Source organism: Massilia sp. BKSP1R2A-1 (assembly GCF_050586525.1).
Classification (GTDB): Bacteria; Pseudomonadota; Gammaproteobacteria; order Burkholderiales; family Burkholderiaceae_D; genus Telluria.
This window is the reverse complement of record NZ_JBOBRE010000020.1, coordinates 60,433-74,226: the sequence shown is the minus strand read 5'-3', so window position 1 is coordinate 74,226 and position 13,794 is coordinate 60,433. Positions and strand designations below refer to the sequence as shown.

The 13,794-nt window shown below is 66.5% G+C and carries 18 protein-coding genes; 2 read left to right on the top strand and 16 right to left on the bottom strand.

Annotated features, from left to right (window positions below):
- Positions 1-239 precede the first annotated feature (239 nt).
- On the top strand, positions 240-758 hold the full coding sequence (locus ACQ7JA_RS23625; RefSeq protein ID WP_430902147.1) for a porin family protein: 519 nt from the start codon (positions 240-242) through the stop codon (positions 756-758).
- Between the two features lie 66 nt (positions 759-824).
- On the opposite strand, the gene ACQ7JA_RS23620 is transcribed toward ACQ7JA_RS23625, so the two are convergent.
- From ACQ7JA_RS23620 to ACQ7JA_RS23565, 12 genes are all read right to left on the bottom strand, one after another.
- On the bottom strand, positions 825-1,841 hold the full coding sequence (locus ACQ7JA_RS23620) for a hypothetical protein (RefSeq protein WP_430902146.1): 1,017 nt from the start codon (positions 1,839-1,841) through the stop codon (positions 825-827).
- Positions 1,842-1,850: 9 nt separating this feature from the next.
- A complete protein-coding gene (gene flgL, locus ACQ7JA_RS23615) occupies positions 1,851-2,762 on the bottom strand; it encodes a flagellar hook-associated protein FlgL (RefSeq protein ID WP_430902145.1) in 912 nt (303 codons plus the stop codon).
- A 9-nt stretch (positions 2,763-2,771) separates the two neighbouring features.
- Positions 2,772-4,145 carry a flagellar hook-associated protein FlgK gene (gene flgK / locus ACQ7JA_RS23610; RefSeq protein WP_430902144.1) on the bottom strand — a complete coding sequence of 458 codons (1,374 nt, stop codon included), beginning with the start codon at positions 4,143-4,145 and terminating at the stop codon, positions 2,772-2,774.
- Between the two features lie 61 nt (positions 4,146-4,206).
- A complete protein-coding gene (locus ACQ7JA_RS23605) occupies positions 4,207-4,563 on the bottom strand; it encodes a rod-binding protein (protein ID WP_430902143.1) in 357 nt (118 codons plus the stop codon).
- On the bottom strand, positions 4,563-5,636 hold the full coding sequence (locus ACQ7JA_RS23600) for a flagellar basal body P-ring protein FlgI (protein ID WP_430902149.1): 1,074 nt from the start codon (positions 5,634-5,636) through the stop codon (positions 4,563-4,565). Before ACQ7JA_RS23600 ends, ACQ7JA_RS23605 begins: the two co-directional genes overlap by 1 nt.
- Before the next feature lie 64 nt (positions 5,637-5,700).
- On the bottom strand, positions 5,701-6,351 hold the full coding sequence (flgH, locus tag ACQ7JA_RS23595; protein ID WP_430902142.1) for a flagellar basal body L-ring protein FlgH: 651 nt from the start codon (positions 6,349-6,351) through the stop codon (positions 5,701-5,703).
- Positions 6,352-7,137 carry a flagellar basal-body rod protein FlgG gene (gene flgG, locus ACQ7JA_RS23590; RefSeq protein ID WP_430902141.1) on the bottom strand — a complete coding sequence of 262 codons (786 nt, stop codon included), beginning with the start codon at positions 7,135-7,137 and terminating at the stop codon, positions 6,352-6,354. It lies immediately after the preceding gene.
- A gap of 25 nt (positions 7,138-7,162) precedes the next feature.
- Complete coding sequence (locus ACQ7JA_RS23585) at positions 7,163-7,891, bottom strand: flagellar basal body rod protein FlgF (RefSeq protein WP_430902140.1); 729 nt, start codon at positions 7,889-7,891, stop codon at positions 7,163-7,165.
- Positions 7,892-7,907: 16 nt separating this feature from the next.
- Positions 7,908-9,098: a flagellar hook protein FlgE gene (locus ACQ7JA_RS23580; RefSeq protein WP_430902139.1), complete on the bottom strand. Its 1,191-nt coding sequence runs from the start codon at positions 9,096-9,098 to the stop codon at positions 7,908-7,910.
- A gap of 11 nt (positions 9,099-9,109) precedes the next feature.
- Positions 9,110-9,802: a flagellar hook capping FlgD N-terminal domain-containing protein gene (locus ACQ7JA_RS23575; protein ID WP_430902138.1), complete on the bottom strand. Its 693-nt coding sequence runs from the start codon at positions 9,800-9,802 to the stop codon at positions 9,110-9,112.
- Positions 9,803-9,806: 4 nt separating this feature from the next.
- Positions 9,807-10,211 (bottom strand): flagellar basal body rod protein FlgC, encoded by a 405-nt coding sequence (flgC, locus tag ACQ7JA_RS23570; RefSeq protein WP_258828071.1) that lies wholly within the window; start codon positions 10,209-10,211, stop codon positions 9,807-9,809.
- Positions 10,212-10,223: 12 nt separating this feature from the next.
- Entirely contained in the window at positions 10,224-10,583 is a 360-nt protein-coding gene (locus ACQ7JA_RS23565) for a flagellar basal body protein (RefSeq protein WP_430902137.1), read from the bottom strand.
- Positions 10,584-10,790: 207 nt separating this feature from the next.
- On the opposite strand from ACQ7JA_RS23565, the gene flgA reads away from it, so the two are divergent.
- A complete protein-coding gene (flgA, locus tag ACQ7JA_RS23560) occupies positions 10,791-11,375 on the top strand; it encodes a flagellar basal body P-ring formation chaperone FlgA (protein ID WP_430902136.1) in 585 nt (194 codons plus the stop codon).
- Positions 11,376-11,382: 7 nt separating this feature from the next.
- Here the strand turns inward: flgA and ACQ7JA_RS23555 are convergent, their stop codons facing one another.
- Genes ACQ7JA_RS23555 through ACQ7JA_RS23540 form a run of 4 tightly spaced genes read right to left on the bottom strand, consistent with a single transcriptional unit; the run spans position 11,383 to position 13,793 of the window.
- The gene (locus ACQ7JA_RS23555) at positions 11,383-12,132 is read right to left on the bottom strand and encodes a glycoside hydrolase family 73 protein (RefSeq protein WP_430902135.1); all 750 of its coding nucleotides are present in this window, start codon (positions 12,130-12,132) and stop codon (positions 11,383-11,385) included.
- Positions 12,119-12,547, bottom strand: coding sequence for a flagellar export chaperone FlgN (gene flgN, locus ACQ7JA_RS23550; protein WP_430902134.1), 429 nt, complete (start codon positions 12,545-12,547; stop codon positions 12,119-12,121). Before flgN ends, ACQ7JA_RS23555 begins: the two co-directional genes overlap by 14 nt.
- Positions 12,544-12,816: a flagellar biosynthesis anti-sigma factor FlgM gene (gene flgM, locus ACQ7JA_RS23545; RefSeq protein ID WP_430902133.1), complete on the bottom strand. Its 273-nt coding sequence runs from the start codon at positions 12,814-12,816 to the stop codon at positions 12,544-12,546. Before flgM ends, flgN begins: the two co-directional genes overlap by 4 nt.
- A 35-nt stretch (positions 12,817-12,851) precedes the next feature.
- The gene (locus ACQ7JA_RS23540) at positions 12,852-13,793 is read right to left on the bottom strand and encodes a flagellar motor protein MotB (RefSeq protein ID WP_430902132.1); all 942 of its coding nucleotides are present in this window, start codon (positions 13,791-13,793) and stop codon (positions 12,852-12,854) included.
- Position 13,794 lies beyond the last annotated feature (1 nt).

Sequence of the window (13,794 nt, the reverse complement as noted above, 5' to 3'; positions counted from 1 at the left end):
ACCCAACAGGCAACGGTGACAGCGCCTTTTTTATGCCCCGAAATACGTTGGATCAGAGGTCTGAACCCATATCGTCGGTCATCCAGCGAACATAAGTGCCGGTCTGGTCCTTATTTTTCATCTTGTTACAGTTCTTACAGCCCGCACCCTTGGGCTCGACCGTGGCGGGATGCTATTGTGACTACAACGCGATTCGTTGTGAATTGCGACACAGTTCAAGCACTTTGAAAGGAATTCGTATGAAAAAGCTGATGATTGCACTGATCGCTACCGCCGCCGTCGCAGGCGCCGCTCAAGCCCAGGACACTGGCAAGGCCTATGTCGGCGCGGCCGCGGCGACCTCGAAGAACGCCACCCTGGATTCGAACAAGGCTGATGGCAAATTGTTCGGGGGCTACAAATTCAATGAGCAGCTCGGTGTTGAAGCAGGCTGGACCAACCACCACAAGACCGACGTCGGTCCGCGTGGCAGCACCGAAGGCTATGGCACGTATGTGGCCGCCAAGTACACCGTTCCGGTGAACGAGCAGGTCGGCGTGTATGGCAAGGTCGGCGTGTCGCATAACGAGCGCAAGATGACGAACAACATCGGCCAGCGCTTCAAGAACGACGACACCAGCGGCTATGGCGCACTGGGCGTTGAATACAAGCTGAACCAGAATACCGCTCTGGTGGCGGAATACGAGCGCTACGGCAAGACCAAGGACTTTGGCGCCAGCGCGAACGTGTGGAGCGCCGGTGTGAAGTACGGCTTCTGATCGTTTAAAAGCTGACAAAAAACCCTCCGGCGCCTGGCGCGGGAGGGTTTTTTTATCTGGAACAGATCAGCGCAGGCCGAGCAGCGCCTGCACCCGGTCGCGGCTGACGCCGACGAGCGCCGAGGTGATCGCCAGCAGCGACTGGTAGTCGTGGCTCGCGGCGGTGGCGGCGAAGTCGCCGGTGATGGCCTGCAGTTCGGCTTCCGGAATCGCCGGCTGCGCCGTGCGCGCCATGGCCGCACTGAGCGCCGCACTGGCGGCATCCTGCGAGCGGCGCACCCGCGCCAGGGCCTGCATCACTTCGCGCAGGCTCTCGCGCAGCGCATCCGGGTTACCGATATTCCATTCTTCAGGGGCGATGACGGGAGGCTCTTCGGCCGTGTCCACGCGGCCGCGGCCGGAAATCGCGATCGCATCCTTGATGCCGACCCATTCGCTTTCCGGTGCGCTGAACACCAGTTGCTGTTCGCTGTCGAGCAAGACCTGCACCTTGACCGGCATGAGCGTGCGGTTCAGGCGCCCCGCGATCTCTTCAGGGGTCATGCCCGGCTCGATGGTGGCGGTCAGGTTCGGGCCGCCGGCGCTGCCGACCGAGAAGGCATAGGTCTGCTGGCCGCCGTCCTGCAGCGTGGCGACGTCGAAGCCGCGGATGCGAAAGCGGGTGCGCGCCGGTTCGGCGCTGCGGAAATCGAGCTGGGCATCGATGCCGCCGCCGCCCTGCTTGCTGCGCGCGGCAAGGGCGCTGCTGAGCTGCTGGGCGCGCGCTTCGATCTGGCGCGCAGGGTCGCGGCGGCCGGCGATCTTGGCGCTCAGGTCGGCTTTCAGGGCTTCGAGCTGGGAGGCCACGCGCTGCAGGTAGTCGAGTGCCTGTTGTGCACGCGCGACATCGCCTTGCAGGCTGGTATCCCAGCGGATCCCTCGCTGCAGCGGCGCGCCCGAAGGGGCGACCGGGGTGACGACGCGGCTGTCGGGATCGGCGGGACGAACCGCCGTGGCGCGCGCCGCGGCGGCAGTCGCGCCGGCGGCGGCCGGGTTGCCGACCGGAGTGGCGGCGGGATTGCTGGGACGAAGGGCTGCTTCCATGGCGAACGATTACAGGACCGAGAACAGGGACATGGTGCCGATGCGGCTATACGCTTTATACGTTGCCTGCAGGGCCGTGGAATAGCCGTTGAGCGAGGTGGCGGCTTCGCCGACGTCGAGCGCGCCGATGTCGGCGACGGCCATCTTGTTCGACAGGCTGATGTTGGCGTGGTTGGCGTCGAGCGTCTTCATGATGTTCTGCGAACCGCCGATCGTCGCGACCTTGCTGCTGACCAGCTTGAGGGCTTCGTCGAAACCGTCCAGGTTGGCGGTCAGCACCGCGCGCACAACCGGGTCGTTGGGCGAAGCGCCCGGGACCTTGATCGCTTCGATGCTGGCGTCGAGCTGGTTGAGCAGCTTTTCGAGGCCTTTCAGGTCGGTGTTGCCGGCCTGGGTAATGCCGTCGCCGACCATCACTTCCTGCTTGTTGGTGTTACCGGCGTAAGTGTAGCGCGAACCGAGGGGAGCAGTCGGATCGTACACCATCGGCTTGGTCTTGGTGAGCGTGCCGGCGAAGATGTAATTGCCTTCGGGGTCGATCGTGTTGGCGGTGTAGAGCAGGCTGTCGCGCAGCGACTCGAGCGGGCTGACCATGGCTTTCAGGTCGTCCGGCGCATTGCCGCCGTCCGAGGCCCAGACGATGGTGTCGCGGCCGGCGATCATCTCCGTGCTCATATTGCTCAGGTAGCCTTCGGTCTTGCTCAGGCGGATCTCGATGGCGGCGATGTTGGCGCGGTATTGCTTCACCGCAGCTTCCTCGCGCGACAGGCGCGCCAGGCGCACGCTGTCGACCGGATCGTCCGAAGGCACGAGGATGCGCTTGTTGGTGGCCAGCTGCTGGGTGATGTAGCTGATGCGCTCCTGGTTGGTCTGGAGCGACTGGTTCATCGTCGACTGGTATTGGGTGGTGGCGATACGCATGGCTGTCCTTTAGCCCATCATGGCCAGGGTGGCGTCGAAGAGCTGGTTGGCGACCGAAATGACTTTCATGTTCGCCTGGTACATGTTCTGGTACTCGATGAGGTTGACGGCTTCCTCGTCCTGGTTCACGCCGCTGGTCGACTGCCAGTCGTCCACGGACTGGGTGCGCACGGTCTGCGAGGTCTTCAGGGCGGCCTTGTTGAGCTGGCTGTCCACGCCCAGCTTGCCGACCAGCTGGGTGTCGGCGTCGCTCAACAGCACGGTGCCGATCGAGCCGACCTTGATCGGCTGGGTCTTGATGGCGGCCAGCTTCTGCAGGTTGCCGGTATCGCCCGGGGTGCCGTCGCTCGAGAACGCCAGGTCGGCGTCCAGGAAGCCGGCGGTGACCTTCAGCATGTCGGCGTTGCTGCCCGGAGTGTAGACGAACAGCGGGGTGCCGGCGCTGCCGTCCGGCTTGAAGCCGGCGCCGAGCTGGGTGTTGACCTTGTCGGCGATCTGGCGCGCGATGTCGTCGATGTCCTTCTGCAGCGGCAGGAGCTGCTCGGTTTCGTATTTGGTCAGGCCACCCAGCTGGCCGCCCAGCTTGGCCGCGTCGAGCACATAGGTCGTGCTGGCGAAGGTGAGCGTGAATTCCTGCGGGTTGGTCGCGGTCGGCGCCGCCTTCAGGGTGCCATGCAGATTGCCCAGCACCAGTGCCTGGCCGGTCTTGAGCGAGACGTTACGGGTGCCGTCCGCGTTGTCCGAGACTTCCACCGCCATCTTGCTGGCCAGGTCGTCGATCGCCTGGTCGCGCGCGTCGATCATGGTCGAGGCGCTCTGGCCGGTGGCCTGGGTTTCGCTGATCTGCCGGTTCAGGCGCGCGATCGTGGCGATCTGGGCGTTGGCGGAATCGACGATCGCGCTGCGCTGGGTGCGCACCGACTGCAGCTGGGCGTTGAAGACATTGTTCAGGCCGTTGAAGCGCTCGGCCATCAGGCTGGCCGCATTCAGCACCTGCTGGCGCAGCGGAGTCGGACCAGGATCGCCACCCACCGCGTTCATGGCGCCGAAGAACTGGTCGATGCCGGCCGACAGGCTGGCGGTCTCGTCGCCCATCACGCTCTCGAGCTGGCTCAGGTAGGGCTGGATCTGCGAGCGCGCACCCAGGTCCGAGGCGGCGCGCCACATGGCCTGGCTCTTGTAACCGTCCGAGAAACGCAGGAGCGAGCTGACCTCCACGCCATTGCCGGCCGCGCGCGGATCGGTGCCCGGGCCGATGGCGGCGAGCAGGGCGGCCTGGCGGGTATATCCCTTGGTCTGCAGGTTGGCGACGTTCTGGCTGCTGACGCTCAGCGCCACCTGGGCAGCGAGGGCGCCCGACAGTGCGTTATTGATGATGGCCATGGTGTGGATTCTTCCTTGTGGCAGGGTTCACCATGTAAAGGCGACCGTTTATTGCTGCTTATTAAGTTTTGTTTCCTGGTTTCGCACCCGGGACGAGTTGACGCAGGATGGCGTCGGCGATGCCGAAGGCGCGGTTGCCGGCCATGTTCCCGGCGAGCAGGTCGTCGGCCATGCCCTGCATGTCCTGGTTGATGCGGTTGTTGAAGACGCTGTCCTCGGCGGCCATGGCGCGGGTCGAGGAGCGCATCTCCTTGAGCATGTTCGAGATGAAGAAGCGCTCGAATTCGACGGCCGCCTTGGTAGCTTTCGCCACGTAGGCCCGGTCCGTCGCTACGGGATCCGGCTGGTCGGCGGCAGCCGCGACCGGCGCATCGAGCCCGGGCTGCAGCGGCAGGGGCTGGTTCTGTTCGATTTTCATCAGATCACCACCAGTTCGCCTTCGATCGCGCCGGCCTGGTCCAGGGCCTGCAGGATCGCCATGATGTCGTCGGGCGAGGCGCCCAGGCTGTTGACCACGTCGATGATGGTCTGCAGCTTGGCGCCGGCCGGCCAGTTGAACATCTGGCCCGAGCCCTGGTCCACCGACAGCTTCGATTCCGGCGTCACCGCGGTCTGGCCGCGCGAGAAGGGGCCGGGCTGGGAGACGCGCGAGCTCTCCGAGATGATGACCTTCAGCGAGCCGTGGGTGACGGCCGCCGCCTTCACGCGCAGGCCGTCGGCGATGACCACCGTCCCGGTACGCGAGTTGAAGACGACTTTTGGCACCTCAAGGCCGGCATTGACCTGCAGGTTGTTCAGTTTCGCCATGAAGGCCACGCGCTCGGTCGGATTTTCCGGCGCGATGACTTCGACGCTGGTGCCGTCGGCGGTGGTGGCGATCGGGCCGTATTTCGCGTTGATCGCATTGACCACATTGGTGGCGGTCTCGAAATGCGGCTGGCGCAGGCGCAGCATCACTTGCGGACGGGTGGCGAAATCGGTGGGGATCTCGCGCTCGATCATGGCGCCGTTCGGGATGCGGCCGGTGGTCGGGGTGTTGACCGTGACCGAGGAACCGCTCTTGCCCGTGGCGTTCAGGCCGCCGACCACCAGGTTGCCCTGGGCCAGCGCATAGACGTCGTTGTCGGCCGCGCGCAGCTGCGTGAGCAGCAGGGTGCCGCCGCGCAGGCTCTTCGCGTCGCCCAGCGAGGACACGGTGACGTCGATCGCCTGGCCGCGGCGGTAGCCCGGCGGGAACACGGCCGAGACCATGACGGCGGCCACGTTCTTGTTCTTGGCGTCCTCGCCTTCCGGCAGGCGCACGCCGAACTGCTTGAGCATGTTGACGACCGACTGGCTGGCGTACTTCACCTGGGTCGAGTCGCCGCTGCCGTTCAGGCCGACGACCAGGCCGTAGCCCACCAGCGGGTTCTCGCGCACGCCTTCGACGCTGACGAGATTGCGCAGCGCCTGGGCGGCGGATGCGACGCCGGGCAGGGCGGTGGCCGCCATCACCAGCGCGCACACCACGGTGCGAAGGGCGCGCGATGCGCGTAGAGAATGGATCATCGTGTCCTCAGAACGGCATCAGGGGGCCGGTAAAGAAGCGGGTCAGCCAGCCGGGCTGGTTGCTCTCGGCCAGGGCGCCCTTGCCCGAGTAGGCGATGCGGGCATTGGCCACGCGCAGCGAGGACACCTGGTTGTCGTTGTCGATGTCCTGGGCGCGCACGAAACCCTTCAGGCGCACGAATTCCTCGCCCTGGTTCAGGGTCAGGTTCTTCTCGCCGGCCACGCGCAGCAGGCCATTGGGCAGCACTTCCTGCACGATCACGGTCAGCGCGCCCGACAGGGCGTTCTGCTGGGTGCTGGTGGCGTCGCCTTCGAAGCTGCGGTCGGCCGAGATGTCGATCGCGGTCTTGCCGAAGGTCTTGCCGAGGGCCGCGATCGGCGACACGCCGACCGAGGAGCCTTTCGAGAAGCTGGTGCCGGCGCGCTTGCTGGCCTGGGTGGTTTCTTGCAGGATTACGGTGACCGCGTCGCCCACGCGGTAGGCACGGCTGTCCGAGGTCAGCGACACGGTTTCACCCGTGAAGACGCCGCCCGAGACGCCGCGCGACGTGCTGCGCGCCATCGGCACGAAGTCGTCGTCGTTCGAGACCTGGCGCGGCGGCGCGGATGCGCAGCCAGCCAGGATGGAGGCGCAGAGCGCCGCGATCAGGAGTTTCATTCAGCGTGCAGCCTGTGCCAGGTACTGGAGCATATTGTCGGCCGCCGACAGCACCTTGGTGTTCATCTCGTAGGTGCGCTGGGCCGCGATCATGTCGACCATCTCTTCGACCACCTGCACGTTCGAGCCTTCCAGCGCGCCCTGCTTGAGCTTGCCGAGGGCGCCGTCGCCCGGACGGCCTTCGTTGGCGGTGCCGGAAGCGGCGGTTTCGCTGAACAGGTTCTCGCCCAGGGCCAGCAGGCCGGCCGGGTTGACGAAGCTGGTGAGCGTCAGCTGGCCCAGTTCGGTCGGGGTGGTGGAACCGGAAACGGTGGCCGAGACCATGCCGTTTTCGCCGATGGTAATGGCGGTGGCGTTCTGCGGCACGGTGATCTGCGGCACGATCGGCAGGCCCTGGGCATTGGTCAGGGTGCCGTTCGAATCGACCTGCAGCTGGCCGGCGCGGGTGAAGGCCGGTTCGCCGTTCGGGCGGCGCACCTGCAGGAAGCCGGCGCCGTTGATGGCGACGTCCAGCGCCTGGCTGGTGGTCTGCATATTGCCGTTGGTGAAGACCTTCTGGGTGCCGACCACGCGGGTGCCGTTACCGAGCTGGACGCCGTTCGAGACGACGTTGTCCGCGCTCTGGGCGCCCGGCTGGGCGTCGACCTGATAGAACAGGTCTTCGAAGACGACGCGGTCGCGCTTGAAGCCGACGGTGTTGACGTTGGCCAGGTTGTTGGCGATCGCCTGCAGCTTGGCATCCTGTGCCTGCACGCCGGTCTTGCTGATCCACATTGCTGGATTCATGATTATTCCTTAGGTATGTGGCGGCTTACGCGCCGATGAGACGGTTGCCCGCCTCGTTCATGCTGTCGCTGGCCTTGAACATCTTCATCTGCATCTCGAAGCTGCGGTTCAGGCTCATCACGGCGACCATCTCTTCGATCGCCGACACATTGCTGCCCTCCAGGGCGCGGCCGCGCACGGCGACGTTCGGATCCGCCTCGAGCGGGTTGCCGTCGCGCGAGACGATCAGGCCAGCCTCGTTCTTGGTCAGTTCCGCGCCTTCGGCATTCACCAGGCGCAGCTTGTCGACCGGCTGCATCAGGGTCGCGCCTTCGGTCAGCACGGAAATCGTGCCGTCGCTGCCGATCTCCACCGCCTGGTGCGGCGGCAGGACGATCGGGCCGCCTTCGCCCATCAGGGGATGGCCGTTCACCGACAGCGCGCCATTGGCGTCGATGTCGATCGCGCCGGCGCGGGTATAGGCCTCGGCCTCGCCGTACTGCACCGCCAGGTAGCCGGCGCCGCTGATGGCGACGTCGAGCGGACGGCCGGTCTCGCGCACCGCGCCGGCGCGGGTCGAGATGGTGTCGGCCTGGGTCTTGGCCAGGTGCATGCTGTCGTAGCCGTAGCCGTTCTGCATGGCCTGGGTGGCGGCCACCTCGAGGTTGGCGCGGAAGCCCGCGGTGTCGGCGTTGGCCAGGTTGTTGGCGTGCACCTGCTGCGAGCGCAGGGTGCGCTCGGCGCCGCTGACTGCCGTGAAGATCAGTTTATCCATGATGGTGGCTCAGGCCTTACAGGGCCTGCATCAGGGCCTGCATCATCTGGTTCTCGGTGGTGATGACCTTCGAGTTCGCCTGGTAGTTGCGCTGCGAGGTCATCAGGCCCACGAGTTCCGAGGTGATGTCGACGTTCGAGCCTTCCAGGGTGCCGGTCGACAGCTTGCCGGCCAGGCCGACGCCCGGGGCGCTGTACAGCGGCGCGCCGGAGGTGTTGTTGGCGACCCAGCTGGTGTCGCTGGTCGGGACCAGGCTGCCTTCGTCCGGGAAGGTGGCAATCGCCAGGGTGCCGACGACCTGGCGCTGTTCGTTGCTGTACTTGGCGACGACCGAGCCGTCCTGGGCCAGTTCCACGCCCACGAAGCTGCCCGAGGCATAGCCGTCGCTGCTGTTGGTGGTGTTGGTCGCTTCGCCGGCCACGTGGGTGGTGCCGTCGTAGGAGAGCGTGAAGCTGATCGGATCCACGCCGGTGGCCGGCGTGTAGTTCAGGGTCGTGCTGGTGCCTGCGGGCAGTTGGCCCTTGGTGTCGAAGGTCAGCGCCTTCGGGGTCGTGCTCGCGGCGCCGCCGTCGAGGGAATAGTAGACATTGACCGTGTTGGCCGGGGTGGCGGCCTTGACGAAGTACTGCGACAGGGTGTGCTGGGTGCCGACGGAATCGTAGACGACCGACTGCTTCACCATGTTGTAGCTCTTGTCGTCGGCCTTGTTGAAGGTGGCGACGCTCGGCGGGGTCCAGTCGTAGGACAGGTTGCCGACATAGGCGACCTTGGTGGTCGCGACGGCCGGGATCTGGCCGGTCGGGATCTTGATGTCGCCCATGACGCCCTGTGCGCCGCCCACGGTCGGGCCGTAGCCCTGCACGTTGCGACCGGCGGCGTCGACCAGGTAGCCGTCCTTGTTGGCCGAGAAGATGCCGACGCGGGTGTACTGCATCACGCCCTGGGCGTCGCGGCTGGTGAAGAAACCGCGGCCCTGGATCATGGCGTCCATGCTGCGGCCGGTGTTGATCAGGCCGCCGTTCTGGGCGATGTTCTGGGTCAGCGACGCCACTTCGACGCCGTTGGCGCTGTCGCCGGCGTAGACCGAGGCGAAGTTGGCGCGGCTGCTCTTGAAGCCGTAGGTGCCGGCGTTGGCGATGTTGTTCGAGACGGCTTCCAGCTGCTCGTTGATGGCCTGGATGCCCGACAGTGCGATATTGAAGCTCATGAATAGTCCTTTCAGTTAGCGGCCAGGGCGTTGGCCTTGCCGTTGAAGCCAGTCACGGCGAATGGGTCGACTTCGCCGATGCCTGCGACCTGCAGCACGACGCCGCCCGTCGCGGCCATGCGCACGCTTTCGAGGCGGGCCGTGACTTCGACCGCCGGTTTGCTGCCGTCCGATGCTTCGGCCTTGATGCTGTAGTTGCCCGGCGCCAGACCGAGCGTGGCCGGATCGATGGTGAAGGGCAGGGCGCCGGCGCCATGGGAGGGCAGGCTGATGCGGGTTTCCCTGCCGCCGGCATCGAGCAGGACCAGGCTGGTCGCGGTACTGCTGCCGGACAGCTGGATAGTGCCGGAGATCTTGTCGCCGCCCAGGCGCACGCGGCTGGTCTCGACCGAGACGTCGTTGCCGACCTGGGCGCCCATGGCCAGCACCTGGATGCTCTGCAGCACGCTGGCGCTGGCGCTGGTGGTCTTGGCCAGGTTCTCCAGCGCCTCGGTCTGCGAGAGCTGGGAGAGCTGGTTCACGAACTGGCTCGGGTCCGACGGGGCGAGCGGGTCCTGGTTGCGGATCTGGGCCACCAGCAGCTTGGTGAACATGTCCTTGTTGTCGCTGGTGGCGACGCCGGTGCCGTTGCCGGCGACCGCGTCGCTCGAAGCGTTCGAGGTCGGGAAGCCGAAGGCGTTGGTGGCGTTGGTCGTGGTAGCCATGGAATCAGCCCTCGCCCAGCTTCAGCAGGGACGCCTGCATGTTCTTGATGCGGCCCATCACCTCGACATTGGTCTCGAAAGCGCGCGAGGCGGCCATCATGTCCGCCATCTCGGCCACTTCATTGACGTTGGCGTAATAGACCATGCCGTCGGCGTCGGCCACGGGGTTGTCCGGTTCGTACATCTTGCGCAGCGGCTCGCTCGACTGGACCACGTCCAGCACCTGCACGCGCGCGCCGCCGTCCTCGCCCATCACCGAGGCGAACACCGGCTTGCGTGCGCGGTAGCCCTCGGTTTCCGAGCCGGCCACGGCATTGGCATTGGCCAGGTTGCTGGCGATCGTGTTCAGGCGCACGGTCTGCGCCGCCATCGCCGAGCCGGCGATATTTGAAATGTCCTTGAAGCCCATGCTCAGTTCCCGTTACTGCCCGTTGATTGCTTTGGCCAGGCCGCGCAGCTTCATATTGATGAAGGTGAGGCTGGTCTGGAAGTCGGAAGCGTTCTGCGAGAACGCGGCCTGCTCGACGCCGATTTCGACGGTGTTGCCGTCAGCGCTCGGGTGGAAGGGCACGCGGTAGAGCGGGCCGTCGCTGGAAATGGTCGGTTCACCCGCGTCAAGCGCGATCTGCTCCTGCAGTGCCGAAGCGAAGTCGATGTCGCGCGCGGTATAACCGGGCGTGCTCTCGTTGGCGATATTGGCAGCCAGTACGCGCGTGCGTTCCGCGCGCAGCTGCAGCGCGTCGGCGTGCACGCCCAGGGCGTCCTTGAAATTAATCGTCATTCTCGATCCTCTGTCGGTGAACTGCGGATGTTTCGATAAAATGGGTGCTTATCGACCCTCTATTTAACAATGATTGCTTTCCGTACGGCAACCTCTGCCATTGTAACCTGTCTTTTCTGTGCCACAAGCGAGGCCGCTCAACCTATTTCTTTGGCGATAGAACAAGCTGCTCGTGGACAAATCGACAAACAACTGCTAAGCAGCGGCTTGTCGGAACCGCAAGTCGAGCTGAACGTGCTCAGTGCGCGTCCCGCTCCGCCTTGCGGCGTGCCGGTCGAGGTCGAGGCCCTCGACACCCGCCAGTTGGCCCGCATGCGCTTCCTGGCGCGCTGTCCCGCGGCCAAGGGTGCGCAGGGCTGGCGCCAGGACTTCACGGTGCGCGCCCGCGTGTCGGCGGTGGTGGCCGTGGCCGCGGCGCCGATCCGGCCGAACGAAACGATCGGCGACGAACACGTCACCCTTGAGCGCCGCGACGTCACCCTGGTCGGCGATGCGATCGGTGCGCCGGAGCTGGCGCTGGGCCAGACCAGCCGGCGCAGCCTGCGCGCCGGCGAGATCCTGCGTTCCGGCCAGCTGACGGCGCCGCTGATGGTCAAGCGCGGCGACCAGGTGCAGATGGTGGCGCGCATCGAGGGCATCGAGGTCAGCATGGCCGGCGAGGCGCTGGACGCCGGCGCGAACGGCGCCGTGGTGCGGGTGCGCAACGCGACGAGCGGGCAGGTGGTGCGCATGCGCGTGGCCGGCGCCGGCACGGTCGAACCGCTCGACCTGCCGCAGCCGAACCGCCGCTGATGCTTGATTAATTGTCCGAACCCTGCAGCCTGGTGGCCAGCTTCGCCAGCTTGCTGGCGTAGGCCGGGTCGGTAGCGTAGCCGCCGCGCGCCAGGCCGCGGGCGAAGGCCTGGGCATCGCTGCCCACGTTCAGGGCGCCCTTGTAGCGCGGATTCTCGATCAGCATCTGGGCGTAGTCGCGGAAGGCCGCGCCCGCGTCCGGGTAGGAACGGAAGCGCTCGCGGGTCTTGATCGCAGCGCCGCCCACGTATTCGGTGGTCGCCGATTCGTTCACGGCGCCTTCCCAGTTGCTGCCGGCCTTGATGCCGAACAGGTTGTGGCTGCTGGCGCCGCTGCCGTTCTTCAGGGGTTGCTTTCCCCAGCCCGATTCCAGGGCCGCATGGGCGGATACCAGTTCCGGCGCCACGCCGAGCTGGTCGGCGGCTTCCCTGGCGAAAGGAGCAATGCTTTCCAGGAAAGCCTGCTGTTCCGGCGTGGAGGCGCCGCCGCCCCCAAGGGAAGCAGCTGCGTCGACCTCGGTCTCGCCGCTGATCAAGCCGTTGGCGCGGGCGCGCCACATGGCGCCTTCGGCCGTCAAGGCCGCGGCGCCGCTGCCGGCCTCACCGTCGCCGTTCTGGATATAGGCGGCGACTTCTCCCTGCACTTCGCTGAACATGCTGCCGAATCCGCTGCCGCCGCCGATGGCCGCGGTAGGGCGGGTGGCGGCGGTCGGCGCCGTCGGGCTCAGGGCCGGCGTCGTGAAATCAGCGTGGCGCATAGATGCCATCCTCTCCGTGCAGCACGCGCTGCATCACCGTGAATTGTTCGGCCAGCAGGCTGCCGTTGCGGGTGCTCGCTTCCTTGCAGGCCTGCACGGTGCGCTCCAGGTCGGACCAGGCGGCGCTGAACGCGGCCTCGGCCTGGGAGGGCAGGGTCGCGATGTAGCCGGCCATGGTGCCGTCCGGACCCAGCAGGGCGCGCACCAGCGAGACGCGTTGCTGGCGCCGCGCTTCCATGGCGTCCAGCAGGGGCGTGAGGGCTTCGGCCAGCTGGGTCAGCTCGCTGCTGCGGTGGCGCAGGGCGGCCTCGAACTGGCGCTCGAGCAGGGCCAGGACTTCGGCGCTGTCGCGCACGTCGGCCTGGACGCCATCGGCCAGCAGGGTCTGCGCCTGCTGGCGGGTCATGCGGCTCATCCCCGGCCTCCGTGGAAGCGCTCGATCAGGCCGGCCAGCCGGCCCGCGTCGAACGGCAGCTCGCCCTTGGCGAGCAGCTCGCGCAGCTCGGCCACGCGGGCCGCGTCGAAATCGGGCAGGGCAGCCAGGGCCTTGGCGGCCGGCTGCAGCACTTCCGACTGGAGGGCGGGCGCGGCCGCCGACGCCGCCGGGGCTGGCGCCGGCGCGGCCACGGTCTGGCTGCCGATGCTCACGGTGGACACTGGTGCGGATGCGCCGGAGATCTTCATGCGGGTACCTCGGGATTTCGATTGAACGGTCATGATTAGTTCGGCAATTGGCCGCGCAGCTTCTCGAGTTCTTCCGCGTCCGGCATGCCCACGGAGGCTTCCTTGCCGAGCGGGCTGGTGGCGCCGGGCTTGCCGAACATGCCGGCCACCGCGCGCGACTGCTTCGTCGTCAGGATCAGGAGTTCGATGCGGCGGTTCACCCCCGCCAGCGGCTCCTGCGCGTCGATCGGTGCGCGTTCCGCCATGCCGACCACCTGCAGCACGGTCTCGCCGCGCATGCCGCCGCCCAGCAGCTCGGCGCGGGCGGACAGCGCGCGGTCGGTCGACAGCGCCCAGTTCGAGTAGCCGCCCTTGTCGGAGCCGGCGAAGCGGGAGGAGTCGGTGTGGCCGACGATCAGCATCTGGTTTTCCATCTGGGCGAACAGCGGTCCCATCTTGCGCAGCAGTTTCACGAAGCGGCCGGTGGGCAGGGCGCTGCCGCGCATGAACATGCCCTGGCGCTCGGTATCGTGCAGCATCACGCGCAGGCCGTAGGGAGTGACCACGGTGTCCAGGTTGGCGGCAAGGCCGGCCTCCTGGCTCATCTCGCCCAGCGCTTTCGACAGCGCCGCCAGTTCGGACGGCGACTCGTAGGCGACCCGCGGCTGGCTCGGCGCGCCCGGATCGTTGTTGCCCTTGCTGCCGGCGGTCGGCAGCTGGAAGCGTTCGATCATGCTGCCGCTCGGCTCCGCGGCGACGGCCGGCTTGTGGCCCATACCCTCGAGCATACCGCTGTCGGTCGCGTCGCGCACGATTTTCTTGAGGTTCTGTTGTTCTCGTGAGGCAATCAGCCACAGAACGAGAAAGAGTGCCATCAGAGCGAGGCAGAAGTCGGCGAAGGCGACTTTCCAGGCGCCGCCGTGCTCGTCGTGCGCGTGCTTGCCGCCGCCGCGCTTGACGATGGTCGCTTCGTGGTGCTTGTCTTTGGTATTCGACACG

Bases quoted from the DNA above. Each gene is read 5' to 3' on its own strand.
- ACQ7JA_RS23625 (WP_430902147.1), top strand. From the start codon at position 240: ATGAAAAAGCTGATGATTGCACTGATCGCTACCGCCGCCGTCGCAGGC.
- ACQ7JA_RS23620 (WP_430902146.1), bottom strand. From the start codon at position 1,841: ATGGAAGCAGCCCTTCGTCCCAGCAATCCCGCCGCCACTCCGGTCGGC.
- flgL (WP_430902145.1), bottom strand. From the start codon at position 2,762: ATGCGTATCGCCACCACCCAATACCAGTCGACGATGAACCAGTCGCTC.
- flgK (WP_430902144.1), bottom strand. From the start codon at position 4,145: ATGGCCATCATCAATAACGCACTGTCGGGCGCCCTCGCTGCCCAGGTG.
- ACQ7JA_RS23605 (WP_430902143.1), bottom strand. From the start codon at position 4,563: ATGAAAATCGAACAGAACCAGCCCCTGCCGCTGCAGCCCGGGCTCGAT.
- ACQ7JA_RS23600 (WP_430902149.1), bottom strand. From the start codon at position 5,636: ATGGCGGCCACCGCCCTGCCCGGCGTCGCATCCGCCGCCCAGGCGCTG.
- flgH (WP_430902142.1), bottom strand. From the start codon at position 6,351: ATGAAACTCCTGATCGCGGCGCTCTGCGCCTCCATCCTGGCTGGCTGC.
- flgG (WP_430902141.1), bottom strand. From the start codon at position 7,137: ATGAATCCAGCAATGTGGATCAGCAAGACCGGCGTGCAGGCACAGGAT.
- ACQ7JA_RS23585 (WP_430902140.1), bottom strand. From the start codon at position 7,891: ATGGATAAACTGATCTTCACGGCAGTCAGCGGCGCCGAGCGCACCCTG.
- ACQ7JA_RS23580 (WP_430902139.1), bottom strand. From the start codon at position 9,098: ATGAGCTTCAATATCGCACTGTCGGGCATCCAGGCCATCAACGAGCAG.
- ACQ7JA_RS23575 (WP_430902138.1), bottom strand. From the start codon at position 9,802: ATGGCTACCACGACCAACGCCACCAACGCCTTCGGCTTCCCGACCTCG.
- flgC (WP_258828071.1), bottom strand. From the start codon at position 10,211: ATGGGCTTCAAGGACATTTCAAATATCGCCGGCTCGGCGATGGCGGCG.
- ACQ7JA_RS23565 (WP_430902137.1), bottom strand. From the start codon at position 10,583: ATGACGATTAATTTCAAGGACGCCCTGGGCGTGCACGCCGACGCGCTG.
- ACQ7JA_RS23555 (WP_430902135.1), bottom strand. From the start codon at position 12,132: ATGCGCCACGCTGATTTCACGACGCCGGCCCTGAGCCCGACGGCGCCG.
- flgN (WP_430902134.1), bottom strand. From the start codon at position 12,547: ATGAGCCGCATGACCCGCCAGCAGGCGCAGACCCTGCTGGCCGATGGC.
- flgM (WP_430902133.1), bottom strand. From the start codon at position 12,816: ATGAAGATCTCCGGCGCATCCGCACCAGTGTCCACCGTGAGCATCGGC.